The sequence below is a fragment of the Sphingobacterium sp. E70 genome (genome assembly GCF_019285695.1).
GTDB classification, from domain to species: Bacteria; Bacteroidota; Bacteroidia; order Sphingobacteriales; family Sphingobacteriaceae; genus Sphingobacterium; species Sphingobacterium detergens.
The window spans coordinates 5653256-5676100 of record NZ_CP079104.1 but is presented as its reverse complement, the minus strand read 5'-3'; the positions used below and the strand labels follow the sequence as shown (position 1 = coordinate 5676100).

The following is a 22845-nucleotide window of genomic DNA, read 5'->3' as shown; positions in this document are numbered from 1 at the left end:
AATCTGTAACAGAATCTCTGCTATTTATAAGTACCTAAGGCATAATCCTAAAAATAGGATAAAGAAGGTGTGACTTTTCATAATAGTTTGAATGTTTGTATACCCAATCTAACTGTGCTTTTCCGTCAGCAGCAAATTTTGGATTGCTTGCTTTCTCTTTATCAAATGCAGATTTTAGATCTTTATCTTCTTTTAAAAGTTTAGCAGCAGTATCTTCAAAAACATAGGCCGAATAGTATTCTTTTTGGCCTAAAATCGCATCAAAGAAATTCCAGTTGAAATAGGAATCAATCGCTTCTGGTTCGAGTGTTTCCAAAAGAAACTTTACCCCTCTTGATTCAGCGGGACTAAGCAGTCCCCAGCTCTGAACTTAATTTTCTTCAATTCTTTGAGTACGCGAGTATCATAATGGAGATAATGTCCCTCATAGGGGCTTGAAGTTGTCTTAAAATCTTTGATCTTATATTGTTCGACAGTAATAATAGAATCCTTTTGTATTGGATTCAATTTAATCTGATTGAGTTTCAATAAATCAAGAACTTTCCATTCGGATTGTGGAATCACATAATACTTTGGTATAGTAATCTCTTTGGTCGGGATATAGCTGTTATACAATTTAACTTGTTTTGAAAATTTGGCATTTCGGTCATACCATAATCTACTTTCTGAGGAAACTTCACTCGGCTTATATTTAGCCTCAAAACCTTTAAAATCGATGTTTTCATATTTTGTAGAATCGAGTTTCCACATAATGGGATATCTATTCCTATACGATACTGTTTGAGATTTTCTATTCTTTTTTGTCGGATAGCTTTATGGTTCTCATCAATAAATTTGAGGTTATATAGCATATAATCATATGTTGCCTTTACCCGTTCTTTATAAGGTTTCAACATATGTGTTTCCACGACGGTACCAATTACATTGAATAGACTTGTATAGCCGGTTGCATATCGTGGCGAATCCATAAAAACTGGAAAACCACCATCGGGAACATCATTATGAATATTGACATAAGGGACGGAAATAAAACCGTCATTTTCAAGATCCATAAGCAGTTTTCGTTGCATATGACCATTAAAATAGTCTCCTAACTCCTTTCCCAAACGCTCTTTATTGGTAGAAATATAGGTGAACGTATATTGATAATCTGCACCATTACTGACATGGTTGTCAATAAACACATCCGGTTTTATCCATTGAAAAATCTGCTGAAAACTCCTCGAATTTCTGGTATCTGTTTTTATAAAATCCCTATTTAAATCGTAATTTCTAGCGTTTCCACGAAATCCATACTCCTCTGGCCCGTTTTGATTCGCCCTAGAAAAACCATTTCGGTTTAACATTCCACTTATATTATAGCTAGCTATGGCAGCGATAATTACATTTTTAGGTGCTATTATTTTTCCTGTCGCCAAATCTCTCATCAGCATCATTGTTGCGTCGATTCCATCTGGCTCACCTGGATGAATCCCGTTATTGATAAACAACACTGACTTGTCTTTTCTTGATCCTTCCAAAGTTTGTTCTGAAGGGTTGAAAATCACTACATCAATCGGAGCCTTATTATCGTCCTCCCCTTGTTTCATAACTGATCGCTGGAAATTGCCTTGACAATCCCCGATAGAATTCACGCATTTCCTCATAAGTAGTGGATTGATTGCCATTACCTTTTTCGTACGGCGTAAGATTTTGAGAATAGAGTGTATTAGAAATCAGTAAAAGGAATAAAATTGGAAGTTTTTTCATGAGATCAATTTATAAGATCTAATTTAGAAAAAACTTATTGAAATCTATGTCTTATGAACGGTAGTCGAAAACTACTGAGAATCATTTTTATTAGTATTAATGATCTTCTATCGCTGTGCATTTCATACGTGGAAAACCTAAAGAAGCCAATAAAAGAAAAGTAAACGTGACGTAGAATAGCAAGTTCATTACACCCTGATAATTGCCGACTACCGTAAGCCCAAAGCATGAGATAACTGACAGCAGAACCATATAGATGATAGGCCCTGTATAGTGAATACAAAAATAGTATGTATTCACATCCTATAATTATGAAGATTATTAAAACAGAATGAAAATTATCTCTAAATTACTTTTTTCATTTGTGTTTTCGCTACTTAACTGCAGCTCCTAATAAAACTGAAGGCTTCTTCATAAGATCATTTTATTCACCTAAATAAATTATTCAAGTCAATTTCCTTCGAACTATAGCTGAAACAAAATTGTACACTGCGTTACCAAAGGTAAATCGCTATTACTTCCGATCCCTCTTATTGGAAAAAGCAAATTCTTCCCATAATCTGTTGACTGCCATTATTGACAACCTTTTTTGTCCGATGCGATGAGGATACGATAGCGAAATGTAACTGAATTGCCCTTTTCCAATCTTAAATTCAAGACTTCATTTCCATTACTAAAAACTTTTTGTCCGAGCGGATTGGCTGCAAATAAACCATAGCCCCGTGCATGCCAATAGGTCGGATAACCGACATTATCTGGATTGTCCATGATCACAATGCTAATAGTATCCTTTCCCTTTTGTCCATAAAGCATACACCATTTCCCACGCGTACCCCAAGCATCATCATCCACCTTATTCTCACTTGTTATGTAATGGCCTATGGTATTACTCTCAGAATTACCCTTAATTGTTGTTACAGAACCATGCATATCTGTAAACTGCCGTTCTTCTTTGGAAGGCAATTCCAGTTCATGTGCCACGCGCAAGCCTAATAGCCCATCCTTAACATCGGCAAAAGAAACAGCTTCCATAGCAGTAAATGTTGTCGTCCGGTCGATGACTCGAAAGTTGGTCGTTGCCGTAAAAGTAAATGCCGTATGCTCTTTCAATAGCACATGTTTTTAATGTCGCACCAGTCTGCCGTGTATTTTATGACACCTGCTGTACCGCTTTTAGTTTCGGAAATGGCCGTTGTTTTTATCCAGCCATATTTGTTTTTCTTAATTTCGGGTATGGCAGACGAGTTATTCCAAAAATCAAGACCATTGACACTTTCATAGTTCATCCACAAGCCTATATGATGGGGGTGATCCGTTGGTTCATTAGGACGTGGGGCCAATGGAAACCCTCGGGTAATAACTTCGCCATTGGCTGCAAAAATCGGATACAATGTAGGTTTTTCCAAATTATCTGGATAGATAAACGCGGTGAAGGGGCTATCATCTGCCATAACGATAATTTCTTTACGTGCACTGTCTTCCCGAACGGTTATGAATTGCTTTTTTGGGCGGAGACTATGGGTATAATGGCCGCCAGAAATAGCGTAAATGAGAGTATTTTTTTCATTTTTTTGATTGATCTGAATTAAACCCCGCTAATATTTGAATACTTTTCCTCCCGCAATCACTTCTTGTTGCTTATCGTCGAAAATAACCCTTTCGCCTGTCCTGTAGGCCGCATTTGCCATAATAACTGCAATAGAATGGTTGTACCCCGCTTCAATTGGTGCGTTGGGTTCTTTACGGTTGCGGACACATTCCATCCAGTTGCGTATATGTGCCATGGTGACAACATCCCCACCGGTATTCGCCGCTGTACCAACACGGATATTATTCAGACTAATATCCGGCAATAAATTTGCCTTCATTCCCATTGCACGAGCGTACTCTTCAGTCAGACCACCTGTAGCTGAGATGTTATTGGTATCCAAATTGAGCGTTCCGCCGTTGCTGTAATAAATTTCCTTCACCTCCTCCCCGTTCAGGACGCCTGAATTTGTCTGCCTGGATTTAAACAATACCTGAAATCCTTTAGTCAGATCGTCTAATGGACCGTAATCAAATACAGCAGTAAAGGTATCCGCATTTTCTCTTCCATCTTTCCAAAGATAGTTTCCTCCATTTACAACTACACTACGTGGGTGTGGTAAACCTGTAAACCAATGCACTGTATCAATCTGATGGCATAGCCATTGTCCGGGAATACCAGATGAATAGGGCCAAAATAATCGATACTCCAGATAATGTCTGGCATTGAAAGGTTCATACGGGCGATTAAGCAAAAAGCGTTTCCAGTCAGTATCTTCCTCTTTTAGCTTCGCCACTAGATCAGGTCTACGCCATCGTCCCGGCTGATTTACGTTCCAAGTGAGTTCAACCATGACAATATCTCCAAATTTTCCGCTTTTAATAAAATCATTTGCGGCAAAGTAATTTAAACCGCTCCGACGTTGTGAACCGATCTGCACGATCCTCTTACTATCTTTAACGGCCTTTAGTACTGCACGTGCATCTTCCATCGTATCGGCTAATGGTTTTTCGACATAGACATCTTTACCAGCATGAACAGCTTCTATCGTATGTATAGCATGCTGAAAGTCGGAAGTTGAAACAAATACAGCGTCAATATCCTTGATGTCGTACATGGCCTCATTATTTAGACATGGTTTAATGGCATGTCCTAACTTTTGTTTCAGAAGTCAGCACCTTCCTCTCGGCGCAACTTCCAGATATCGCTTACAGCAATAATATCAAAATTCAAATCTTTATAAGCCGCGAGAAACGAAGGTGCATGTGCCCCTTTATGTCTATCTGAAAATCCAACCACTCCAATATTGATGCGATCATTTGCACCAATAATCCGTCGATAACTTGAAGCACTGAAAGCATGTGTTCCTGTATACATACTGGCTCCCAGCAATCCCGCTTTTTTAATAAAATCTCTACGTGAATTAATCATTTTTATAGTTTTAGTTAGTTAACAAAAGAATATTTTTGGTGTTTTGTTTTCTTTTGACAACATACTGCTTATTCAAAATGTAACAAATAGTATTTTTTTAGCTAAAATTCCCCAATCAGCATGGACCACATAGATCGGAGAAATATTAGCAAGCATAGACAGTCAGCCCACCCCATGCCTGCGGTTACCTGCCTTTAGCTATTTCGATTTCCAAACCGCGGATACTTTTATACAAACATACAAAAGAAATACTCAGAAATCTATGTATTTTATGTTAATATAATTTTAGTATTTAACAATATCTGTTTATATTTAAAACAAACCTGACAACATTTAATTAAATACTAAATGAAAAAAATAATCCCGGAAGAAGAACTGATTACAATCGGAAGGATGCAAAAGGATCCTTTTATAATGGCAATCGAAGAAAAAATAGCCTGGAAAAAGACCTAGGACAAAATATCCGCCGTCATCTGTTCTCACAGCAATTACCTTTGATCTATCATAAGAACGGACAAATGATTGCTGAGTACTTGGATGGGACAATTCAATTTATCTGAATATGGCAACAATCTACGTAATAGCGGGACCACCAAACATTGGAAAAAGCACTTGTGGGCCATATTTTATACCCGAAGGCATTAAAATACTTGATGCCGATCTCACTATACAGCGTTATCGCGAGCTCGGAATAATGAATGGATACAAACGGTTCGAGAAAATGTTGCAGGATATGCTTCTAGCTAATCAGGATTTTGCAATAGAAATCAATTTAGGATTGAAAAAACATTTCGACCTGTTGAGACAAATAAAAGCTTTCCACCCTGATAATAGAATCGAAATATTATTTTTCTATACGGACAATCTCGACATTTGTCTGGCTCGGGCACAAAATCGGAAGAGTAGCCAAATACCTCGCAGTTTAGAAAATATTGAGGATTTATACATTCGGGCACTCCCACTCCTGAAACGCAATTTGGATATTTTCGATACATTAAAAGGAGTAGATGTGCGGAAAACCACATAGAGCCCGAAATTATTTTTCAATATCAATATGCTTCAGCAGATATTGAAGTATCCGAAAAACTCCCACAATGGGCCCGATAATAAAAATGAAATTTTATTTGTGTTGTAGCTGAATTTTATTTTACCTTTGCAATCATCAGATGATATGACTATATGAAAATGAACACATCGTACGAAGATCCTTGGCTGAAGAAGTCGCTGCCGCAATTGAAGAAAAAATCAAATTGGGTAATTTTCCGGTGGATTCAAAACTCCCTACTGAGCCCGAGTTGATGAAACAATTTGCTGTTGGAAGATCTACAATTCGGGAAGCAATAAAGTATTTAAGTCAATCTGGTTATCTAAATGTACAACAAGGTTTGGGAACATTTATCAAAAGTGTGACCGGACACCATGCACTTGATGCAAAAATTGAAAAAGGTAATTTTAACGATATTTTCGAGGTTAGACACGTTCTGGAATTGAAAATCATTGAAAAAGCCGCAATAAATCGTAGCGCAAAAGGTTTGAAAGATATGGCTCTTGCGCTTAAAAATAGAGCAAAATATGCCATTAGCGGAGATCTTATCGCTTGTGTAGAAGCAGATATCGCTTTTCATAGCGCAATCGCCGAATCTTGTGGAAATAATATTCTAACAGCGTTATACAATACCTTATCGGTTCACGTGAATAAATTTTTTATGGAAATCTATAAGGATACAACACCCTTCATTGCATCACAAAAGCAACATGAGGAGCTGATGGAAGCTATTAAAGATAAAAACATCCAACAAGCTGTTGCCGTCGCAAATCAAATTATCCAACATAAATAATTTTTAAAAGCTTTTGTAATAAAAATCACGAAAACCAAACAATAATAAATAATGTCACAAAACATCAGATGACCTGATGTATTAATTTATGAAAACAGAATCTTTAAAAGCAGATGGTTCTTGGAATAGTTCCCAGACGGTCTACCCTATTTTATTTGCAATTAGTATTTCTCATCTATTGAATGATCTTATTCAATCAGTTATTCCAGCTGTTTATCCGCTGTTAAAATCTAATTATGCTCTTAGCTTTACGCAAATTGGCTTTATCACCCTAGTATTTCAACTGACAGCTTCCATTCTGCAACCTTTTGTTGGACTTTACACGGATAAGAATCCTACGCCAAGATCCTTGGCTATCGGAATGTTGTTTTCCCTCGCCGGTTTGCTTTGTATTGCCTTTGCTTCCAATTTTATCTATATCTTGCTTTCAGTGAGCCTGATCGGCATGGGATCTTCTATTTTTCATCCCGAGGCCTCCCGTGTTGCACACTTAGCTTCTGGTGGCAAAAAGGATTGGCGCAATCAATTTTTCAGGTCGGTGGAAACGCAGGTGGTGCAATTGGTCCTCTCCTAGCTGCGCTGATTGTTATCCCATTTGGCCAACAATACATCGGCGTTTTTGGTGTATTGGCCATTCTAGCCATTTTAATTCTTACCTATGTCGGAAATTGGTATCAATTGCATCTTAAACCAAAAGCTACGGTCAGCGCACTCAATGCGACACAGGTAAAATCGAGTTTTCCAGATCTAAAATCATCTTTGCTCTAGTTATCCTGTTGATTCTTATATTTTCAAAGTATTTCTATATGGCGTCTATGACCAGCTATTTTACATTTTATCTTATCGATAAGTTTGGCATTACTGTACAAGAATCACAAATTTATCTTTTTGTTTTTCTTGCATCCGTAGCGGTTGGAACAATACTCGGTGGCCCATTAGGCGATCGATACGGCCGTAAACTCATTATTTGGGTTTCAATACTTGGTGCGGCGCCCTTTACATTACTTTTGCCACATGTGGGGCTGACATTAACAATGATACTGTCTATTCTGATCGGACTGATTATATCTTCTGCTTTCTCTGCTATATTGGTTTACGCTACGGAATTGATTCCGGGAAAAGTAGGCATGATCGCTGGACTCTTCTTTGGACTTGCCTTTGGGATGGGGGAATTGGTTCTGCCATTTTGGGATGGCTCGCAGATAGAACTTCCATTGAACACGTCTTTAACATCTGCGCCTATCTTCCATTGATCGGTATTGCGACGGGCTTATTACCCAATATTGAACGTCAGAAAAAGGCCTGATAAAAAAACATCTCTCCGATAATTACCGGAGAGATGTTTCTAAAGATATCAATATCCCGGATTCTGAATAAGCTGTGTATTTCTATTTATTTCATCACGATGTAAAGAAGTAAAATACATCTTATCATCCCAGTTTCTATTTTCGATTCCTGGATCAATATTACTTACAAAATATTTGTAATTATAATTGCTCGGATCATATTTATACAATGTCACTGTCTTATTGTCTTTTAGCGTTCCTGTGATATTGATGATGTTGGCTTTACGTCCTATCGTTTCTGCTGCGATCATCCAGCGTCTTGCATCAAAAAAACGATGCTCTTCATAAGCCAATTCAATTCGGCGCTCATTCCGGTAGCGGTTTTTGAGTGCTGCCCCTGTCTCTTCAACTGCGATTGCAGGCATTCCTGCTCTGAATCGAATTCTATTTAACCAAGTTCTTGCTTCCGCCTCTTCGCCTAATTCGATACAGGCCTCCACATAGTTTAATACAGCTTCAGTATAACGCAACATCGGCCAGGGAATACGTTGTCTTGTATTTTGATCTTCCTGAGCAGGATCAGGATCAACAAACTTCCGCATATAATACCCCGTTCTTGAGCCATTCCAGTCTTCAACAGGACTTTTTCTAGTGTCTAAACCAAAATGCGTGACTTTACTACCTTGCGCATTAACAATTTCATATTGACCGGTTTGGATCTGATTGCTGGGATCTCTTTTTGTCACATCGGCTGTCCTTGGTTTCCAGTCGGAACCATCGTATAGAATTGTTGCCTTCAATCTCGGATCACGGTTTTGATAGGGAGCCGCAGCCATGGCAGCATTTGACCAATCAAATTTTTGCCCCTTATCCGTCTCATAATCATCAACAAGCAATTGAATAGGTGTATTTCCCGCCCAGTTGTGATAACCATTTGGCCCATTATCACGTCCAACCCATCCACCGCGTTCGTCTTTTTCATTAATGAAAAAACGGCCCAAAATAATATCTTTTGCCCCTGCAGCATCTGCCATTTTACTTCCACCCCTAGCGACAAAGCCATATAGTTTGCCGTTCCCTCTGTTGCCGATACGGGCTTGGTCATATCCAGTTTATAGGCAAAACTGGCCCGATCCAAGACTGCTTTTGCCGCTTCCTTTGCTTTTTCCAGCGCTCAGTCTGGCTACCACTGGTATACATCAAATATTCCGGTTTTGTATATGCTTTCAAAAGTGCCGATTTCGCACCGGCTTTATTAGCATCATGAAGATCACTCGCGGCATATAACAATACACGTGATTTTAGTGCCAAAGCTGCTGCTTCACTTGCCCTCCCTTTGGCTGGTGTTATATCCTTTAAAAGTAGCGCTGCGCTATCTAGATCTTTGACGATCGCATCGACACATTCAGCGTAGCTATTTCTAGGCTTCATAAAATCCTTATCATTTAAGGTATAGATCTTATTATCTACGGGTACACCACCATAGAAACGTAAGAGTTGCTGATAATAATATCCACGCAAGAAATACGCCTCCCTAATATTTTATTTGCTTTTACTTGATCAAATTTTGCCTGTCTCAAATTTGAAATAGCAATATTGCTTGCCCGAATACGTACATACATACGTCCATATTCATAGGTATCCATGATATAGCCTTGATCAGCTGGATTGGACCGTGATTCAGTTACTGTATTAATCCCACGATTTGGGTGAGTGAATAGTGCTTCATCTGTCATAGAAGCCATCTCTTGTTCGTAGAAACCGCCCACACCAAAACCATTGTATATTTCAACCACAAAAGCATCTGACAGTCCTGGATCAGACCACACCAGTTCGTTAGGAACTTCACTAAGCGGCTTTGTATTCACAAAATCGTCGTTACATGACTGGAGTCCGGCCGATAATACAAGTATAGATAGTGATATATTTACAATTTTTTTCATTTTCTTATCTGATTTATTTTTCTGAGAATAAATTTCCAATGGCTATTCGTTGTACCCAAAACCTATTGGTCCATAAGTACGGACAACTAGCCTTTCTTTATTTTCATAATTTTATACTACTTAAAACGATAACAACACCCCTGCATTCAGTAATCTCGCCTGTGGATAATATTGTCCCAGTGCGTTTACAGCCTCTGGATCGTACATCTTTAGCTTACTCCAAGTGACTAAATTCATACCATTCGCATACACACGCAATGAACCAATACCAATTTTATCGCAGATTGTTGATGGAAGGTTGTATCCCAATTCTACATTTTTTAGGCGTAGGTAATCGGTGCTCCGCATCCAATATGTATTATTGTACGAGTAATATTGGTTACTCCGATCCGTTAGTCGAGGGTATTCACTGCTCGGATTAGTTATGCTCCACCGTTTATCGTAGAATTCTTCCAGAAAATTACCAATAGAACCCGATTCATCTGTACCAACACGAATTTCTCCGCCTGTTGCTCCTTGGAACAAAACAGACAAATCAAAATCCTTATAGCTCAAACTAAAATTAAATCCTCCTTGGAATGTTGGGTCACTATTTTTATCTCTTCTTACTTTATCATCCGGTGTGATTTTCCCGTCGCCATTATGGTCTTTGTATTTCATATCACCCGGACGTAAAGTTTTGGTAATGGCACTATAATCAAGTTTATTGGCAGCGATATCATCCATATCTCGAAATACTCCGTCATATACATAATAGATATCTGTTTTGATAGGCTTGCCTGTACTTTGCTGCCAAGCAGGAGCACCTGGAGCCTCATCCCAGAAAATAATTTTATTCTTCGCATATCCCCATTGACTCCGACTGTATATCCAAGTTCACCGACTTTACCCTTATAACCGAGATTAAATTCCCAGCCTTTATTATCCACCTTACCAATATTTTCAGCTGGTAGAGTCATACCGGTACTTTGCGGAACAGAAGCATTTTTTCGCCATAGAATGGAATTCCGGCGATTTTTGAAGATATCAAATTCAAAATTTAACTTACCCTGTAAAAATTGGAAATCAAAGCCCAAATTATAATTATTGGCAACCTCCCAGGTAACCATTTCATTTGGTACACGGCTCTCAAACAATGTTTTGGCTAGCTTGTCATCCACAACATAGGTTCCAAATGAATAGGTAGAAAAGTATTGATATTCTTGCAGTTTATCTTCCCAATAAATATTGTCATTCCCCATTTGCCCATAAGAGGCACGAATTTTAAAATAGTTGATGACTGGGATATTTTCCTTCCAGAAATTCTCTTCCGATACCACCCAACCAGCCATTGCACCAGGAAAAATCCAAAACGTTCACTTTCAGGGAACATATAGGAGCCATCATAGCGCCAGAGAAACTCCGCAATATATTTACTTTTATAGTTGTAACCGAAACGGCCAAAATAATTTAACCGCGCTCTTTTCCAAGCTGTTCCGTCGTTATTTTTCTCTTGTTCTCCACCTGCAAATAGGTAATCTATACTATTTGAGAGGAAGTAACGCCTATAGGCACTAAACTTGTCGTTATCCGTCGTCTCTCTGTTCACCCCAGCAATAGCGTTTACTTGATGGTCTCCAAATTTTCGGTCAAAACTTAAAATCCCCCTAATAGAATATTGAGCTGATCTTCATTACTTTGATTTAGGTTTGGATCCGCTGGGCCACGTCGGCCAGCTTGCAATAGTGGCGTCTTACCATCCGCTTCGTAAGCACCCGGCCAGGAATACAATGTCCAAGGAGTACCCCAGGTCTTCTGGTTTTTTACGTACTTATCAACAGAAGCATTTAATGTTAGTTTAAGCCCTTCTACCCATGGATTTGTGATATCCACTTGTCCATTTGTCTGGAAGTAATATCGCTTATCCCGATCATATCCGGTGGCATTCGTTGTAATAACGACAGGATTTTCGCCATTCTCAATATCAGGTCCCGGTTTTCCATTTGGCCATATCGCTGGTTGAGTAGGGTTTCCGCGCATCAACATACGAAAAATAGTTCCTGCACTTTTTGTCGGAAAGTTACGGTTTTCCTGCCTCCCCAAGACACCAAACTGCGTTTTGATGTATTGACTTATGTTTGCGTCAAGGTTAATACGTAAATCATACTGTTTGTAACCGGTTGCAGAATTTTTGTAATAAGCATCTTGATTTTGGTAACCCAATGACAATAGATATTTAACATCTTCTGTTCCTCCATTAATCTGGAGATTATGACGTTGTTGAGAGACCAATCTTTCAATGTAGATTTATACCAGTCTGTATTCGGATGTCCCCAAGGATCTGAACCATCTTTAAATTTCTGAATATCGTCAGGTTTAAAAGGTGCTCCCAACACTGTTCCATCCTTTTTGGTATAAGATCCTGTACCATTTATAGCGGTTAATGCTGCTGACCATTCATCTACAGGTAAGTTATAGATTTCAAGCTCATTACGAATTTCCGCAAACTGTGTAGCGTCTGTCAATTTGGGAATTACCGTTGGTTGAGAATACCCTTGATTGAAGGTATAAGAAAACTGTGGCTTACCGGTTTCCCCCGACGTGTTGTCACGAGGATAACGCCATTCGCTGCCCTTGCACCATAAATTGCTGCTGAAGCATCTTTTAGAACAGAAATGTTTTCAATATCGCGGGGTTAAGCCGCTCGATTCCCCCTTCACGGGCCGGAACACCGTCAATAACCACTAATGGGCTACTATTCCCTAAGGTATTTGTACCACGGATCTTGATCGTGGATCCATCATTTCCGGGCTCCGCACTACCATTTGTAGCAATAACCCCAGGAATTCTTCCCGTCATTGCATTGGAAATGTTCAATGCCGGTGACTGGGCAAGATCACTCCCTTAACTGTAGCTACTGCACCGGTTACTGTTTCCTTCCGCTGTTTACCATAACCAACCACAATGACTTCATCCAAGCTGGATTGAGAATTTAGCAGTGTTACATCTATGGCACGTCGTCCATTGATCACTTCATCCATAGTCTGTTTACCAACCATGCGAAAATTGACCGTACTATTGGGCGGAATTTTGTCCAATTTGTAGCGACCCTCATTGTCCGTTTTTGTCACCAAATTAGTTCCATTAACCGAAACGGTTACTCCAGAAATTGGCATTCCTGATTCATCTCGCACGATACCAGTGACACTTAATTCTTGTTGAAAGAGATTTCCGTAAGACGCTAGGCTTACAGCATCTACAGTTTGGGGCTCAGTGCGACGATTGAACACAGTGATCCTGTCCAAAACGCTCTCTTCCATTGATTTGAGAAATAATGGCAATTAATCATAAAAACTGTTTAATGGTTTAAATTGTATGTTTATTAGTTATTTATTTGCTTTCACAAGATACTCGGTTTAGGATCTTATCAAAGGCGGTTTATAATTGAATTTTGAATAGATGAAAATACAAAAATAAATAAACAATGCAAGTGTTATTTTAACACTATTTAAAAATACACAAGCAGACAACTCATTTACAAGTCATTAAAAGAAAATATATGGATCGCTACAGCTTGATAATACCGGGTAAAATCGATCTGGTTGAAGCTGTACAATAACCAATTTATAGTTATATAGCCCCTATTTGGTAGTTTCAAAAAAATATCGTCTAAATACATAGACGTCTGATCTTTTACTTAAAAATAGAACAGTTATATTTTGAAAAAATCACATGATAAGTTTTAATTATAATCGCTATAGAATTATATGGAAATACGTATTTTTACAAGAAACATTGTTATTGGTTAATTGCGGATAGCAATAGAAATAATAATGTAGAAATATATCTTTCGAAAAAAATCTGCCTCAATCATGAAGATACACATTAGACAAGAAATCCCAAGTGATTATCAAGCCGTTTTTGAACTCGTTCAGAAAGCATTTGAGCAGGAAGAATATAGTGATCATCAGGAACAGTTTCTGGTTGAAAAACTCCGTCAATCGACTGGATTCATACCCAAACTTGCACTAGTTGCAGAGATCGATGGTAAACCAGTTGGCTATATTTTAGTGACAAGGATTAAAATTGTTAATGAAGAAAATCAAGAGAGCTATCCTTCTCTTGCTTTAGCCCCAATTGCAGTATTACCTGAATTTCAGGAAAAGGTATCGGAGGTAAACTAATTGCAGAAGTCAATCAAATCGCAAAGCAACTTGATTTCGGATCTATTATCCTACTAGGGCATGCAGATTATTACCCAAGATTTGGCTATGAACAAACGGTCAAATATGGTATTAAAATGCCATTTGAGGTTCCAGATGAAAATTGCATGATTATCGAACTCCACCAGGGAGCATTAATCGGAGTTAAAGGAGTGGTTGTCTATCCAAAAGAGTTTGGAATAACATAAAAGGATTGGCTGTAGATGACAGCCAATCCTTTTTATTTAATATTTAATGGGGTAATCTTGCATAAGCTCGAATTGGTATCCATCGCTTTTAAGTGCATCGATTAATGAAGATAACTGTTGTTGCCCTTTCTTAGTCTGAAACATGTCATCATGCATTAAAAAAACTACATTATTCGGGACCATGGAACTTTTATTGTTCATAAAGTTGCGTATATGGGATAATGTCGCTTCTTGGCTCACTATCGCATTACCTGTAATACTATTCAAACGCCATTCCACATCCCAACCAAAAATACGATAACCATTTTTATGAAGCATATCAGCTGTTGTAGCGCCATTTTTTAAATCTATCTTCCGGATATCATCATACATCCAGATATTTCTACCCGGAAGTCTAACAATTTTATGCTGAAGATTAAGATCCTTTTCGTTCTTTTCAAAATCTGCAAAAGCTTTTTCCGGATTATTATAGAATCGTGAATATTGGTTATTTGCATGCGTATAGCTATGATTATAGCAAGCAATTAATGGATTACTTTCATATTTCTGAAGATCCCGTTTTCTCCCCTGCTCATGTTGGCATGCTTACCGATTAAGAACACACTTACTTTTATATTTTCTCTTTTGCCAAAGAATCTATCGCCGCACTCCCGATCAAAGGTCCATCATCAAATGTCAAATAAATATGCTTTGGATGTGCATCAAAAGCTCTTCGCAACGAATCTTTCAGGTTACGTTTTTGTTGCTTTACAGGGATAGGATGCAAACTATCAACTGTAAAATGGAGCTGATTTTTTTGAAGAGAATCCCATTTATTCAAAAGAACAGGTACTTTTTCCTTTTGGGTTAACTTTTCGTTTAAAGTATCCCTGCTGCCCTCTTTGCCACTACCCAATACCTTGTTGGAGAAATCTTTGCACGACACATTACCTAAGATCACACCACATGTGAACAATGCGACCAATAACCTTCTACACTTCATATCTATCCTAATAACTTAAGTGATTTTTTTACATTTCAAAAATACTACAAAAACCTACTTAAAAAGTATAATATTTTATAAATCCCTATTTTCCGGGATAATCAGCTACAAAAACAACAAAAATATTTGTCTAAACAGTTTAATATCATTAATTATCGTCTAATACATGACCGCAAAATTTTGAAACAATAGAAGCTATTTCTTCTTAAAGATTAAGGCTCTATTATATTCAAAGTTCATCCTGGCGATATTTAAGACAGATATACCTTGTGGACATTCAACCTCATGCTTCTGTATTTGAACAGTGTCCAAAAGATTCCGCATCCATTTGCTTGACCATACTGAGTACACGGTGATTTCTTTCCTCCTTTCCCTGTGGCAGTAAGGCCATATGTGTAATCTTTGCTGAAGTAAATAGCGCTGCACTCCCATTTTTACAGGTGGCAACACATGCACCGCATCCGATACAAGCAGCTGAATCAAAAGCTTCTTCAGCGAGTTCATGTGAAATGGGAATAACTGTGGCATCCGGTGCCTGACCTGTATTGATAGATACAAAGCCTCCCAGGAAATAATTCGGTCAAAAGCGGACCTATCCACTTTAAGATCTTTTTCACCGGAAATGCTGATGAACGGAAGGGTTCTATCACAATAGTATCATTATCGTTGAACGAACGTAGATGCAACTGACACGTAGTCGTATGTTTCAACGGACCATGCGCAATACCGTTAATCATTACACCGCATTGGCCACAGATCCCTTCCCTACAATCATGGTCAAATTCAACAGGATCCTCTCCGTTCACAATGAGCTTTTCATTTAAGGTATCCAACATTTCAAGAAAAGACATATGTGGATTAAGGCCCTGTAGATCATAGGCTACCAGTTTTCCTGCTGTTTGATTATCTTTTTGTCGCCAGATTTTAAGATGTAGATTCATAATTGTTCATTTTATTTGTAGCTTCTTACGGTAGGTTGTATTTCTTCGAAAGTCAATGGTTCTTTGATCAATTCAGGTTCTTCCCCTTCTCCTTTCCAGGCCCAGGCGGAGATAAATTGAAATTCAGCATCATTTCTCAGCGCTTCTCCATCCGCTGTTTGGTATTCTTCCCTAAAATGTGCGCCACAGGATTCTTCACGGGTCAACGCATCATAGCACATCAATTCACCGATTTCAAAATAGTCTGCAACACGTCCAGCTTTTTCTAATTCCGTATTTAATGAATTTAGTTGCCCACTAACCATAACATTGCTATAAAATTCCTGCTTAAGCTTCTTGATTTCCACTATTGCATATTTAAGTCCCTGCTCATTTCTAGCGAGACCGCAATAATCATACAACAGCTTCCCAAGTGTTTTGTGGAAATAATCGACGGTTTTATTACCCTTAATCTGTAATAATTCATCAATTTGCTTTCTAACCGCTAACTCTGCCTTTTCAAACTCCGCATGATCTGTAGAAATCTTTCCGGTGTGAATTTCATTCGATAAATAATTGGCGATGGTATAAGGCGCAATAAAATAACCGTCCACTGAAGCTTGAAGCAACGAATTTGCCCCTAAGCGATTAGCGCCATGATCGGCAAAATTAGCTTCACCAAGTGCAAATAGCCCTGGCAAGGTGGTCATCAGCTCGTAATCAACCCAAAGTCCGCCCATCGAAAAATGGGCCGAGGGTGATATCATCATCGGTTCAGAATACGCATCATAGCCCGTTATTTTATGGTACATATCAAAGAGATTACCATATTTCTCTTCAATTTTTTGCTTCCCCTGTTCCTTGATTGCTTTCGCAAAGTCAAGGTAGACGGCATTTTTAAAGGACCTATACCAAAACCAGCGTCAATCCGCTCCTTGGCCGCTCTAGAGGATATATCCGCGGTGCAAGATTCCCGAATGCGGGGTATCGACGTTCAAGGTAATAATCTCGATCTTCTTCTGGGATATCATTGGCCGCTCTGTTTTCATCCTGTTTTAATGGAACCCAAATGCGACCATCATTACGTAAGGATTCTGACATCAACGTCAGCTTGGATTGATAATCGCCTGATTGCGGTAAAGAGGTCGGATGAACCTGAATCCAACTTGGGGATGCCATCAATGCCCCTTTTTTATGTGCCCGCCAAATTGCCGATCCGTTACAACCCATTGCTAAGGTAGATAGATAATAGATTTTGCCGTATCCACCCGTTGCAAGTATAACAGCATGTGCAGCATGTCGTTCAATCTCTCCAGTATCTAAATTGCGAACAATAATACCACGCACTTTCCCATCGATGACAACAACATCCAACATCTCATGGCGGGAAAAGAGCTGAACAGTTTTTTTACCGACCTGCCGCATCAAGGCCTGATAAGCTCCCAATAGCAGCTGCTGTCCGGTCTGCCCCTTGCGTAGAATGTTCGACTCACCTGAACCCCACCAAAAGAGCGATTGTTCAGATATCCCCATATTCACGTCCAAAGGGAACACCTTGCGCCACCGCCTGATCTATCAAATTCAACGAACATTCAGCCATTCGATAGACGTTAGCTTCACGCGCACGAAAATCGCCCCCTTTTAAAGTATCCACAAACATACGATAGACACTATCGCCATCATTCTTATAATTTTTGGCAGCATTAACTCCCCTTGGGCTGCTACAGAATGGGCTCTTCGGGGACTGTCCTGAAAACAGAATGATTTGACCTGATAGCCCATTTCGCCAAGAGATGCCGCTATTGAGCTTCCCGCCAGGCCCGTCCCCACAACAATGACATCCAATTTTTTGCGATTGGCGGGGTTAACAAGCTTTGCAGTTTTTTTATAGCGTGTCCACTTTTGCTCCAAAGGTCCCGCTGGTATTTTTGAGTTTAAAGTCATGTCTTCGCCTTTAGTTAACAGTAAAAAATATATAAATTGGCATTAAGGCAAACCCTATGCTGATGACAATGGAGTAGGTTGTACCAATTACCTTAAACCAATGGACAAATTTTGGATGATACAGTCCGAGGGTTCTCACCGCACTATGAATCCCATGGATAAGATGATAACATAAGGCTACCATGGACAAAACATAAATAAGCACATACCACCATTGTTGAAACACTGCAATAACCAATACATAGAGATCCTTATTTCCTTTTGCATCCAGTGGTGGAGCTCCAAACTTATATACGTACCAAAAATTTTGAAAGTGGATAACCAAAAATATCAGAATAAGTGTACCCAGAATTCCCATATTTCGGGAATACCATTTGCTTGCCCGTCCACGCTGGTCTGACTGATATTCCCCGCCTGTTTTTTTATTCTTTATAGTAATGGCCAATCCGTCGATCGCATGCAGTATAATACTCAGATAAAGAACATAGGAAACAATTTTAATCAAGATGTTTCCAGAGAGAAAGTGTGAATAGGCATTAAACTGTAAATGTGCCTGCTCCTGAGGTAAAAATAGCTGCAAATTTCCCAGAAAATGGATAAGCAAAAAGAAAGCGAGAAATAACCCCGTTAAGCACATAAGTATTTTCTTTGATAAGGTCGATAACATAAGCCTTTTATTTAATAATAACCAATAACTTTCATCCATAAACCACCTACACCCATATAGATAATCAGCAGCACAATCCCGATTTCCAGACCCCGCAACCACCAGGACTTAAGATCAACATAACCGCTACCGAAGAATACGGGTGCCGGACCATGACCATAATGTGTTAACACGCCATAGATGGAGCCCAGAAACCCAAGCATCATGGCCAACAACATGGGCGGGATGCCTAATGATACACCCACTCCCAATAATGCAGCATACATTGCGGCAACGTGAGCTGTAGCGCTCGCAAAGATGTAATGGCTAAAGAAATACACCAAAACAATTACGGGAATGCGATCTGCCAACTCAGCCCGCCAATCTGTACCTTGATCAAATCACTAAACCAACCTATAAATCCAAGTTCATTCAGCGAACTGGCCATCATGACCAAAACGGCAAACCAAACAATGGTATCCCAAGCGCCCTTCTCCGCTTTTACATCCTCCCAGGTTAGCACCGAAGTCAGCAAAAGCAAAGTCAATCCAATAAATGCAGTTGTAGTCGCATCAATCGACAGCGAACCTCCAAAATCCAAAGCGCCAGAAGTATAAAAATGCCAATAACATCAACCACTCATTTCTGGATATGGGGCCCATCTCTTTTAATTTTTCCGCCGCCATTTTGGGTGCATCACCCGTCTTTTTTAGTTCAGGTGGATACAGTTTATAAAGTACAAGTGGAACAACAAAAAAGCAACGATGCCCGGAACAAAGCCTGCAACGGCCCAAGACATCCACGTAATATCAATCCCTAGATTAGCAGCAAACTTTTGACACATCGGGTTGCTCGCTGTTCCGGTTAAAAACATGGAGGAGGCAATCAAATTCATGTAGTAGCTATTCAGTGTCAGATAGGATCCCAGCTTTCGATGCGTCTCTGGTTTGTCTGGAACAGAATCAAAACTGATGGCCATAGATTTCATAATCGGGTAAATGATACCGCCACCTCTGGCCGTATTACTAGGTATCGCGGGTGCCAGACACACGTCAGCCAAACCTAGACCATAGGCCAGTCCAAGTGAACTTTTTCCAAAAACTCGAATAAAAAGAAATGCAATACGATTGCCTAAGCCCGTTTTGATAAACCCGCGTGCGATAAAAACGATATCCCTATAAGCCAGATAACCTTATCCCCAAAGCCGGTCAACGCTTTCGTAATAGATTTACCCGCATCTCCGGGAGCTAAAACCTGTGTAAGCGCCGTAAATCCAATCGCCATCATACACATGGTACCCATTGGCGCCGCCTTCAGAATGATCCCGAGTATGGTCGCAGCAAATATGGCAAACAAATGCCAAGCTTCAGGACTAACGCCCTTAGGAACTGGAATAAACCACAAAATGAGCGCAACAATAAAAGTGATGGCAACATTTTTGATACTAATTTCCTTCATAATAATTGAGGTTTAAAAGATTAGAATCTACTTTGTACTTGTACGATAAATAAGTTTTTATTGTATTCATTGGTATTCTGAGTCTGCTTCTTATAGCGATCGAGTTGAAGACCAAGCTGTATCCGCGCACCATAATTTTTCAAAAACTCCAGACCAAACATTGGCGTAAAAGTTTGCCTTGCATTTGCATTTAACTTATAATTTGGGTCGATATACTCATAACGACAGGAAAGCTCAAATGCACTGAGGTTATAATAGTTGACTTCATACCTTAAATTCGGCAGAAAATAGATACCGCGAACGAGGTAGTCACTTAATTTTGAAGTACGCGCCCCTCATCCAATGCATAATATAAGTTATGATTGATAGCCTGTTTTGCTTCCAGTTGCATATCCAGGTTCCAACGTTTCCCAAAATCTACGTTTCCACTCAGATCTACCCCAGTGCATGTACTTGCTTTTTCATAACCTCACCCACACCGCCATTTAGCCCAAGATTGACCCCATATTTTTTTGAAAGCCCAAATACCAAGCGTGTTGAATATTGCTTTCCATTATCATTGTCGACGACTTGGTTTTTACCATTTCCATTGACTACGGAAAAAGAATAACTAAACGGCATATCTCCTAAATTGACCTCCCCTGTTGCTGCCATTCCAATCTGAAAACTCGCCCAACCCAATTTGCCAAATTCAAGATATTGATTTGACCAATCCAACGATTTAATAATATCTATTGGATAAGTTTCCTCAATGCCAAACCAAGGTCGAAACTGACCAACTGTAATGGCCAGCTTAGGGCTAAACGTATATTTTAAATACGCATTTTCAAGTACCTTTGTTTTTGGGTCACTTTTAAAATCAGCTAAATTGGCAAGGACTGCTACTTCAGTTCGCTTACTGATCTGTGCACGCATCTGCACCCGCATATACTTCACCATAAAATTATTGTCCGTTCCAGAACCATCACTATGGTGAAGCCCGTTCACGTCAACATCTTTAGTTGTGCTCACAAGGTACCGCGCCTGAAAAGACCCTTTATCTGCAGTTTGGGATAGGTGATTTCTTCTTTGATTTGCTGTACAGAATCTCTTTTTATCGGCTCAACTGGCCCCGGTTCTTGTCCTTTTACAGTCGTGTATAGCAATAAGTATAAGACAGAAATTGGAATGTAAAGTTTCCTCATATCTAAAACAATTATCTATTCGCCAGTAGCCCAGCGCACTTTTCAATGTCAATAATGTATATTATAATTTATTCTTTCTCTAGTAACATCTAAACGGGTGAATAGTTTTAATTCTCTAATAAATTTTGTAACTAAAAGAAAGTTTCCTCCCAGAGAGTTCAAATTGATTAAATTCCGCGTTTTTGTGTATTTTCACGGTTGAATATATCCAGATTTCAATCTTTGAATTAGTAAAAATTTCAAGATTCAAACAAATACTAAATATCCAAAGAACAAATTATAGATAAATTTTAGAATCAATAAATCATATGAAAGAACAATTAATCAGAAAATGCTGTATTTGCCTCGTACTAATTATCTATGGGTTTTTCATTCCTGTCTCCAAAGCAGCGGAGCGGGAGAAGCCGGCAATGTTTTGGACTTGGCTAGATTATAATCCAACTACAAATTTTGATTCCATCTGCCGTGAGATGAATTACCTGGGTATTGATGGGGTCATGCTAAATGCAGCCAGTCCTGATGAATATAGAGTCGCCATTCCTATTGCAAAGAAATATGGAATACAGGTGATCGCCTGGCTTTGGACGATGAACCTAGAGCATGATCGGGACAAGATCCTAAAAGAACATCCAGACTGGTTTAGTGTTAATAGAAATGGAAAAAGTCTGGCTGATACCACTGCGTATGTTGGCTACTACAAGTTCCTATCACCCGTTGTACCAGGAGTAAAAGAATATATTAAACAAAAAATCCAGTCCTATTGCGAAGTTGAAGGGCTCGATGGTATATCAATAGACTACAACCGCTATGTAGATGTTGTATTACCAACCACTTTGTGGCCAAAGTATAATATCGTTCAGGATCGCGAATACCCAGCGTGGGATTATGGATATCACCCCATTGCCATAGAAAAATTCAAAAACAATATGGTTATGATCCAAGGACACAAAAAGACCCATCAAAAGATCTAAAATGGAGACAGTTTCGTTGTGATCAGATCACTGACATCGCTAATATGATTGCTGAAGTTGTCCACAGTCATGGAAAGACTATGGCAGCCTCGCCTTTTCCTACACCAAAAATGGCTTCAAGAATGGTTCGTCAAGATTGGGGTAAATGGAAACTGGACGTTGTATTCCCTATGGTATATAGCAACTTTTACACCGAGGATCCAAGCTTTATAAAAGATTGTACCCTAGAAAATGTCAGAGATAAGGCTGCGAATACCACTCTGTACTGCGGATTGATGGCTAAAAACAATGATGAAATGTTTGTCGATATGGATGAGGCTTTAAATAATGGTGCTCAGGGAATCTCTATTTTCACCATACACAGTCTCCAAGATCCAAAGATTAAAGAGCGCTTCAGGGCCTATACGACAGCCGCTAAATCCAAAAAAGAAAAAAACAATGGAACCTTACCTCGTATTTCAACCAATAAGGTAGAAAACGACCCTTTTAAGAAAGCTGGCATCATGAAATTGATCACCCAAAAATTCAAGACATGGTAAAAGCGGAAAATCCGGCAGCAAATCCTGTGGTATTAT

The 22845-nt window shown here is 39.1% G+C and carries 31 protein-coding genes and 4 pseudogenes; 8 read left to right on the top strand and 27 right to left on the bottom strand.

The genetic code is table 11. From position 1 onward, the window contains the following. Positions 1 to 34: 34 nt before the first annotated feature. The 8 genes from KUH03_RS40565 to KUH03_RS47530 form a co-directional block, all read right to left on the bottom strand. On the bottom strand, positions 35 to 316 hold the full coding sequence (locus KUH03_RS40565) for a hypothetical protein (protein ID WP_257090253.1): 282 nt from the start codon (positions 314 to 316) through the stop codon (positions 35 to 37). An 8-nt stretch (positions 317 to 324) separates the two neighbouring features. Further along, on the bottom strand, positions 325 to 564 hold the full coding sequence (locus KUH03_RS40560; protein WP_257090252.1) for a hypothetical protein: 240 nt from the start codon (positions 562 to 564) through the stop codon (positions 325 to 327). Further along, a complete protein-coding gene (locus KUH03_RS40555; RefSeq protein ID WP_257090251.1) occupies positions 561 to 1589 on the bottom strand; it encodes a hypothetical protein in 1029 nt (342 codons plus the stop codon). Before KUH03_RS40555 ends, KUH03_RS40560 begins: the two co-directional genes overlap by 4 nt. Beyond that, on the bottom strand, positions 1567 to 1749 hold the full coding sequence (locus KUH03_RS40550) for a hypothetical protein (RefSeq protein WP_257090250.1): 183 nt from the start codon (positions 1747 to 1749) through the stop codon (positions 1567 to 1569). Before KUH03_RS40550 ends, KUH03_RS40555 begins: the two co-directional genes overlap by 23 nt. A gap of 573 nt (positions 1750 to 2322) precedes the next feature. Further along, positions 2323 to 2859, bottom strand: coding sequence for a PmoA family protein (locus KUH03_RS40545; protein WP_257090248.1), 537 nt, complete (start codon positions 2857 to 2859; stop codon positions 2323 to 2325). Then, positions 2856 to 3200, bottom strand: coding sequence for a PmoA family protein (locus KUH03_RS40540; protein WP_257090247.1), 345 nt, complete (start codon positions 3198 to 3200; stop codon positions 2856 to 2858). The genes KUH03_RS40545 and KUH03_RS40540 overlap by 4 nt, the downstream gene beginning before the upstream one ends. A 144-nt stretch (positions 3201 to 3344) precedes the next feature. Then, positions 3345 to 4394 (bottom strand): Gfo/Idh/MocA family protein, encoded by a 1050-nt coding sequence (locus KUH03_RS40535; protein WP_306429334.1) that lies wholly within the window; start codon positions 4392 to 4394, stop codon positions 3345 to 3347. A gap of 47 nt (positions 4395 to 4441) precedes the next feature. Continuing rightward, positions 4442 to 4708: a twin-arginine translocation signal domain-containing protein gene (locus KUH03_RS47530; protein WP_306429333.1), complete on the bottom strand. Its 267-nt coding sequence runs from the start codon at positions 4706 to 4708 to the stop codon at positions 4442 to 4444. 562 nt (positions 4709 to 5270) lie between these two features. Between KUH03_RS47530 and KUH03_RS40530 the strand changes: the two genes are divergently transcribed. The 5 genes from KUH03_RS40530 to KUH03_RS47515 all read left to right on the top strand — a co-directional run bounded on the left by KUH03_RS40530 (position 5271) and on the right by KUH03_RS47515 (position 7799). After that, a complete protein-coding gene (locus tag KUH03_RS40530) occupies positions 5271 to 5735 on the top strand; it encodes a hypothetical protein (RefSeq protein WP_257090246.1) in 465 nt (154 codons plus the stop codon). A gap of 181 nt (positions 5736 to 5916) precedes the next feature. Next, positions 5917 to 6546, top strand: a complete 630-nt coding sequence (locus tag KUH03_RS40525) for a FadR/GntR family transcriptional regulator (RefSeq protein WP_257090245.1) — start codon at positions 5917 to 5919, stop codon at positions 6544 to 6546. Positions 6547 to 6634: 88 nt separating this feature from the next. Then, entirely contained in the window at positions 6635 to 7120 is a 486-nt protein-coding gene (locus KUH03_RS47525) for an MFS transporter (protein WP_306429332.1), read from the top strand. Then, a complete protein-coding gene (locus tag KUH03_RS47520; RefSeq protein ID WP_306429331.1) occupies positions 7060 to 7314 on the top strand; it encodes a hypothetical protein in 255 nt (84 codons plus the stop codon). Before KUH03_RS47525 ends, KUH03_RS47520 begins: the two co-directional genes overlap by 61 nt. An 8-nt stretch (positions 7315 to 7322) precedes the next feature. After that, entirely contained in the window at positions 7323 to 7799 is a 477-nt protein-coding gene (locus KUH03_RS47515; protein WP_373564578.1) for an MFS transporter, read from the top strand. A 101-nt stretch (positions 7800 to 7900) separates the two neighbouring features. On the opposite strand, the gene KUH03_RS40515 is transcribed toward KUH03_RS47515, so the two are convergent. The 11 genes from KUH03_RS40515 to KUH03_RS40470 all read right to left on the bottom strand — a co-directional run bounded on the left by KUH03_RS40515 (position 7901) and on the right by KUH03_RS40470 (position 13074). Next, positions 7901 to 8866 carry a RagB/SusD family nutrient uptake outer membrane protein gene (locus tag KUH03_RS40515; RefSeq protein ID WP_257090244.1) on the bottom strand — a complete coding sequence of 322 codons (966 nt, stop codon included), beginning with the start codon at positions 8864 to 8866 and terminating at the stop codon, positions 7901 to 7903. A 67-nt stretch (positions 8867 to 8933) separates the two neighbouring features. Further along, on the bottom strand, positions 8934 to 9353 hold the full coding sequence (locus tag KUH03_RS40510; protein WP_257090243.1) for a RagB/SusD family nutrient uptake outer membrane protein: 420 nt from the start codon (positions 9351 to 9353) through the stop codon (positions 8934 to 8936). Beyond that, entirely contained in the window at positions 9299 to 9775 is a 477-nt protein-coding gene (locus KUH03_RS40505; protein ID WP_257090242.1) for a hypothetical protein, read from the bottom strand. Before KUH03_RS40505 ends, KUH03_RS40510 begins: the two co-directional genes overlap by 55 nt. 120 nt (positions 9776 to 9895) lie before the next feature. Next, on the bottom strand, positions 9896 to 10501 hold the full coding sequence (locus KUH03_RS40500) for a hypothetical protein (RefSeq protein ID WP_257098095.1): 606 nt from the start codon (positions 10499 to 10501) through the stop codon (positions 9896 to 9898). Next, positions 10432 to 11016: a TonB-dependent receptor domain-containing protein gene (locus tag KUH03_RS40495; RefSeq protein ID WP_373564577.1), complete on the bottom strand. Its 585-nt coding sequence runs from the start codon at positions 11014 to 11016 to the stop codon at positions 10432 to 10434. The genes KUH03_RS40500 and KUH03_RS40495 overlap by 70 nt, the downstream gene beginning before the upstream one ends. Then, positions 10920 to 11363 (bottom strand): hypothetical protein, encoded by a 444-nt coding sequence (locus tag KUH03_RS49920; RefSeq protein WP_373564576.1) that lies wholly within the window; start codon positions 11361 to 11363, stop codon positions 10920 to 10922. The genes KUH03_RS40495 and KUH03_RS49920 overlap by 97 nt, the downstream gene beginning before the upstream one ends. A gap of 47 nt (positions 11364 to 11410) precedes the next feature. Continuing rightward, positions 11411 to 11857: a hypothetical protein gene (locus KUH03_RS40490; RefSeq protein ID WP_257090240.1), complete on the bottom strand. Its 447-nt coding sequence runs from the start codon at positions 11855 to 11857 to the stop codon at positions 11411 to 11413. Between the two features lie 29 nt (positions 11858 to 11886). Next, positions 11887 to 12279, bottom strand: a complete 393-nt coding sequence (locus tag KUH03_RS40485; RefSeq protein ID WP_257090239.1) for a hypothetical protein — start codon at positions 12277 to 12279, stop codon at positions 11887 to 11889. 8 nt (positions 12280 to 12287) lie between these two features. Next, the gene (locus tag KUH03_RS40480; protein ID WP_257097798.1) at positions 12288 to 12401 is read right to left on the bottom strand and encodes a hypothetical protein; all 114 of its coding nucleotides are present in this window, start codon (positions 12399 to 12401) and stop codon (positions 12288 to 12290) included. A gap of 17 nt (positions 12402 to 12418) precedes the next feature. After that, positions 12419 to 12631, bottom strand: coding sequence for a TonB-dependent receptor plug domain-containing protein (locus KUH03_RS40475; protein ID WP_373564575.1), 213 nt, complete (start codon positions 12629 to 12631; stop codon positions 12419 to 12421). Next, a complete protein-coding gene (locus tag KUH03_RS40470; protein ID WP_257090238.1) occupies positions 12628 to 13074 on the bottom strand; it encodes a carboxypeptidase-like regulatory domain-containing protein in 447 nt (148 codons plus the stop codon). Before KUH03_RS40470 ends, KUH03_RS40475 begins: the two co-directional genes overlap by 4 nt. 552 nt (positions 13075 to 13626) lie before the next feature. Here KUH03_RS40470 and KUH03_RS40465 point away from each other — a divergent pair. After that, positions 13627 to 13938: a GNAT family N-acetyltransferase gene (locus KUH03_RS40465; protein ID WP_257090237.1), complete on the top strand. Its 312-nt coding sequence runs from the start codon at positions 13627 to 13629 to the stop codon at positions 13936 to 13938. Between the two features lie 263 nt (positions 13939 to 14201). Here KUH03_RS40465 and KUH03_RS40460 read toward each other — a convergent pair whose 3' ends face one another. From KUH03_RS40460 to KUH03_RS40425, 8 genes and pseudogenes are all read right to left on the bottom strand, one after another. After that, complete coding sequence (locus KUH03_RS40460) at positions 14202 to 14537, bottom strand: hypothetical protein (protein WP_257090236.1); 336 nt, start codon at positions 14535 to 14537, stop codon at positions 14202 to 14204. Between the two features lie 238 nt (positions 14538 to 14775). Next, complete coding sequence (locus KUH03_RS40455) at positions 14776 to 15147, bottom strand: hypothetical protein (RefSeq protein ID WP_257090235.1); 372 nt, start codon at positions 15145 to 15147, stop codon at positions 14776 to 14778. Between the two features lie 195 nt (positions 15148 to 15342). Further along, positions 15343 to 16088 (bottom strand): annotated as a pseudogene (locus KUH03_RS40450) (succinate dehydrogenase/fumarate reductase iron-sulfur subunit). A gap of 11 nt (positions 16089 to 16099) precedes the next feature. Next, positions 16100 to 18011, bottom strand: a pseudogene (locus KUH03_RS40445) (fumarate reductase/succinate dehydrogenase flavoprotein subunit). A gap of 10 nt (positions 18012 to 18021) precedes the next feature. Then, positions 18022 to 18678, bottom strand: a complete 657-nt coding sequence (locus KUH03_RS40440; RefSeq protein WP_257090234.1) for a succinate dehydrogenase cytochrome b subunit — start codon at positions 18676 to 18678, stop codon at positions 18022 to 18024. Between the two features lie 11 nt (positions 18679 to 18689). Further along, positions 18690 to 19192, bottom strand: a pseudogene (locus KUH03_RS40435) (anion permease). 37 nt (positions 19193 to 19229) lie between these two features. Further along, a pseudogene (locus tag KUH03_RS40430) lies at positions 19230 to 20115 on the bottom strand (DASS family sodium-coupled anion symporter). 435 nt (positions 20116 to 20550) lie between these two features. After that, entirely contained in the window at positions 20551 to 21126 is a 576-nt protein-coding gene (locus KUH03_RS40425) for an OprO/OprP family phosphate-selective porin (protein WP_257090233.1), read from the bottom strand. Positions 21127 to 21607: 481 nt separating this feature from the next. Between KUH03_RS40425 and KUH03_RS40420 the strand changes: the two genes are divergently transcribed. Both KUH03_RS40420 and KUH03_RS40415 read left to right on the top strand, forming a co-directional pair. Then, a complete protein-coding gene (locus KUH03_RS40420) occupies positions 21608 to 22270 on the top strand; it encodes a family 10 glycosylhydrolase (protein WP_257090232.1) in 663 nt (220 codons plus the stop codon). A 44-nt stretch (positions 22271 to 22314) separates the two neighbouring features. Then, positions 22315 to 22809, top strand: coding sequence for a hypothetical protein (locus KUH03_RS40415; protein ID WP_257090231.1), 495 nt, complete (start codon positions 22315 to 22317; stop codon positions 22807 to 22809). Positions 22810 to 22845: the final 36 nt, after the last annotated feature.

Bases quoted from the DNA above. Each gene is read 5' to 3' on its own strand.
- KUH03_RS40495 (WP_373564577.1), bottom strand. From the start codon at position 11,016: ATGGGGAATGACAATATTTATTGGGAAGATAAACTGCAAGAATATCAA.
- KUH03_RS40515 (WP_257090244.1), bottom strand. From the start codon at position 8,866: ATGGCAGATGCTGCAGGGGCAAAAGATATTATTTTGGGCCGTTTTTTC.
- KUH03_RS40465 (WP_257090237.1), top strand. From the start codon at position 13,627: ATGAAGATACACATTAGACAAGAAATCCCAAGTGATTATCAAGCCGTT.
- KUH03_RS40550 (WP_257090250.1), bottom strand. From the start codon at position 1,749: ATGAAAAAACTTCCAATTTTATTCCTTTTACTGATTTCTAATACACTC.
- KUH03_RS40555 (WP_257090251.1), bottom strand. From the start codon at position 1,589: ATGAAACAAGGGGAGGACGATAATAAGGCTCCGATTGATGTAGTGATT.
- KUH03_RS40420 (WP_257090232.1), top strand. From the start codon at position 21,608: ATGAAAGAACAATTAATCAGAAAATGCTGTATTTGCCTCGTACTAATT.
- KUH03_RS47525 (WP_306429332.1), top strand. From the start codon at position 6,635: ATGAAAACAGAATCTTTAAAAGCAGATGGTTCTTGGAATAGTTCCCAG.
- KUH03_RS40535 (WP_306429334.1), bottom strand. From the start codon at position 4,394: ATGTACGACATCAAGGATATTGACGCTGTATTTGTTTCAACTTCCGAC.
- KUH03_RS40440 (WP_257090234.1), bottom strand. From the start codon at position 18,678: ATGTTATCGACCTTATCAAAGAAAATACTTATGTGCTTAACGGGGTTA.
- KUH03_RS47530 (WP_306429333.1), bottom strand. From the start codon at position 4,708: ATGATTAATTCACGTAGAGATTTTATTAAAAAAGCGGGATTGCTGGGA.
- KUH03_RS40460 (WP_257090236.1), bottom strand. From the start codon at position 14,537: ATGTATGATGATATCCGGAAGATAGATTTAAAAAATGGCGCTACAACA.
- KUH03_RS40505 (WP_257090242.1), bottom strand. From the start codon at position 9,775: ATGAAAAAAATTGTAAATATATCACTATCTATACTTGTATTATCGGCC.
- KUH03_RS40500 (WP_257098095.1), bottom strand. From the start codon at position 10,501: ATGGATGATATCGCTGCCAATAAACTTGATTATAGTGCCATTACCAAA.
- KUH03_RS40415 (WP_257090231.1), top strand. From the start codon at position 22,315: ATGATTGCTGAAGTTGTCCACAGTCATGGAAAGACTATGGCAGCCTCG.
- KUH03_RS40455 (WP_257090235.1), bottom strand. From the start codon at position 15,147: ATGAAGTGTAGAAGGTTATTGGTCGCATTGTTCACATGTGGTGTGATC.
- KUH03_RS40470 (WP_257090238.1), bottom strand. From the start codon at position 13,074: ATGGAAGAGAGCGTTTTGGACAGGATCACTGTGTTCAATCGTCGCACT.
- KUH03_RS40540 (WP_257090247.1), bottom strand. From the start codon at position 3,200: ATGGCAGATGATAGCCCCTTCACCGCGTTTATCTATCCAGATAATTTG.
- KUH03_RS40530 (WP_257090246.1), top strand. From the start codon at position 5,271: ATGGCAACAATCTACGTAATAGCGGGACCACCAAACATTGGAAAAAGC.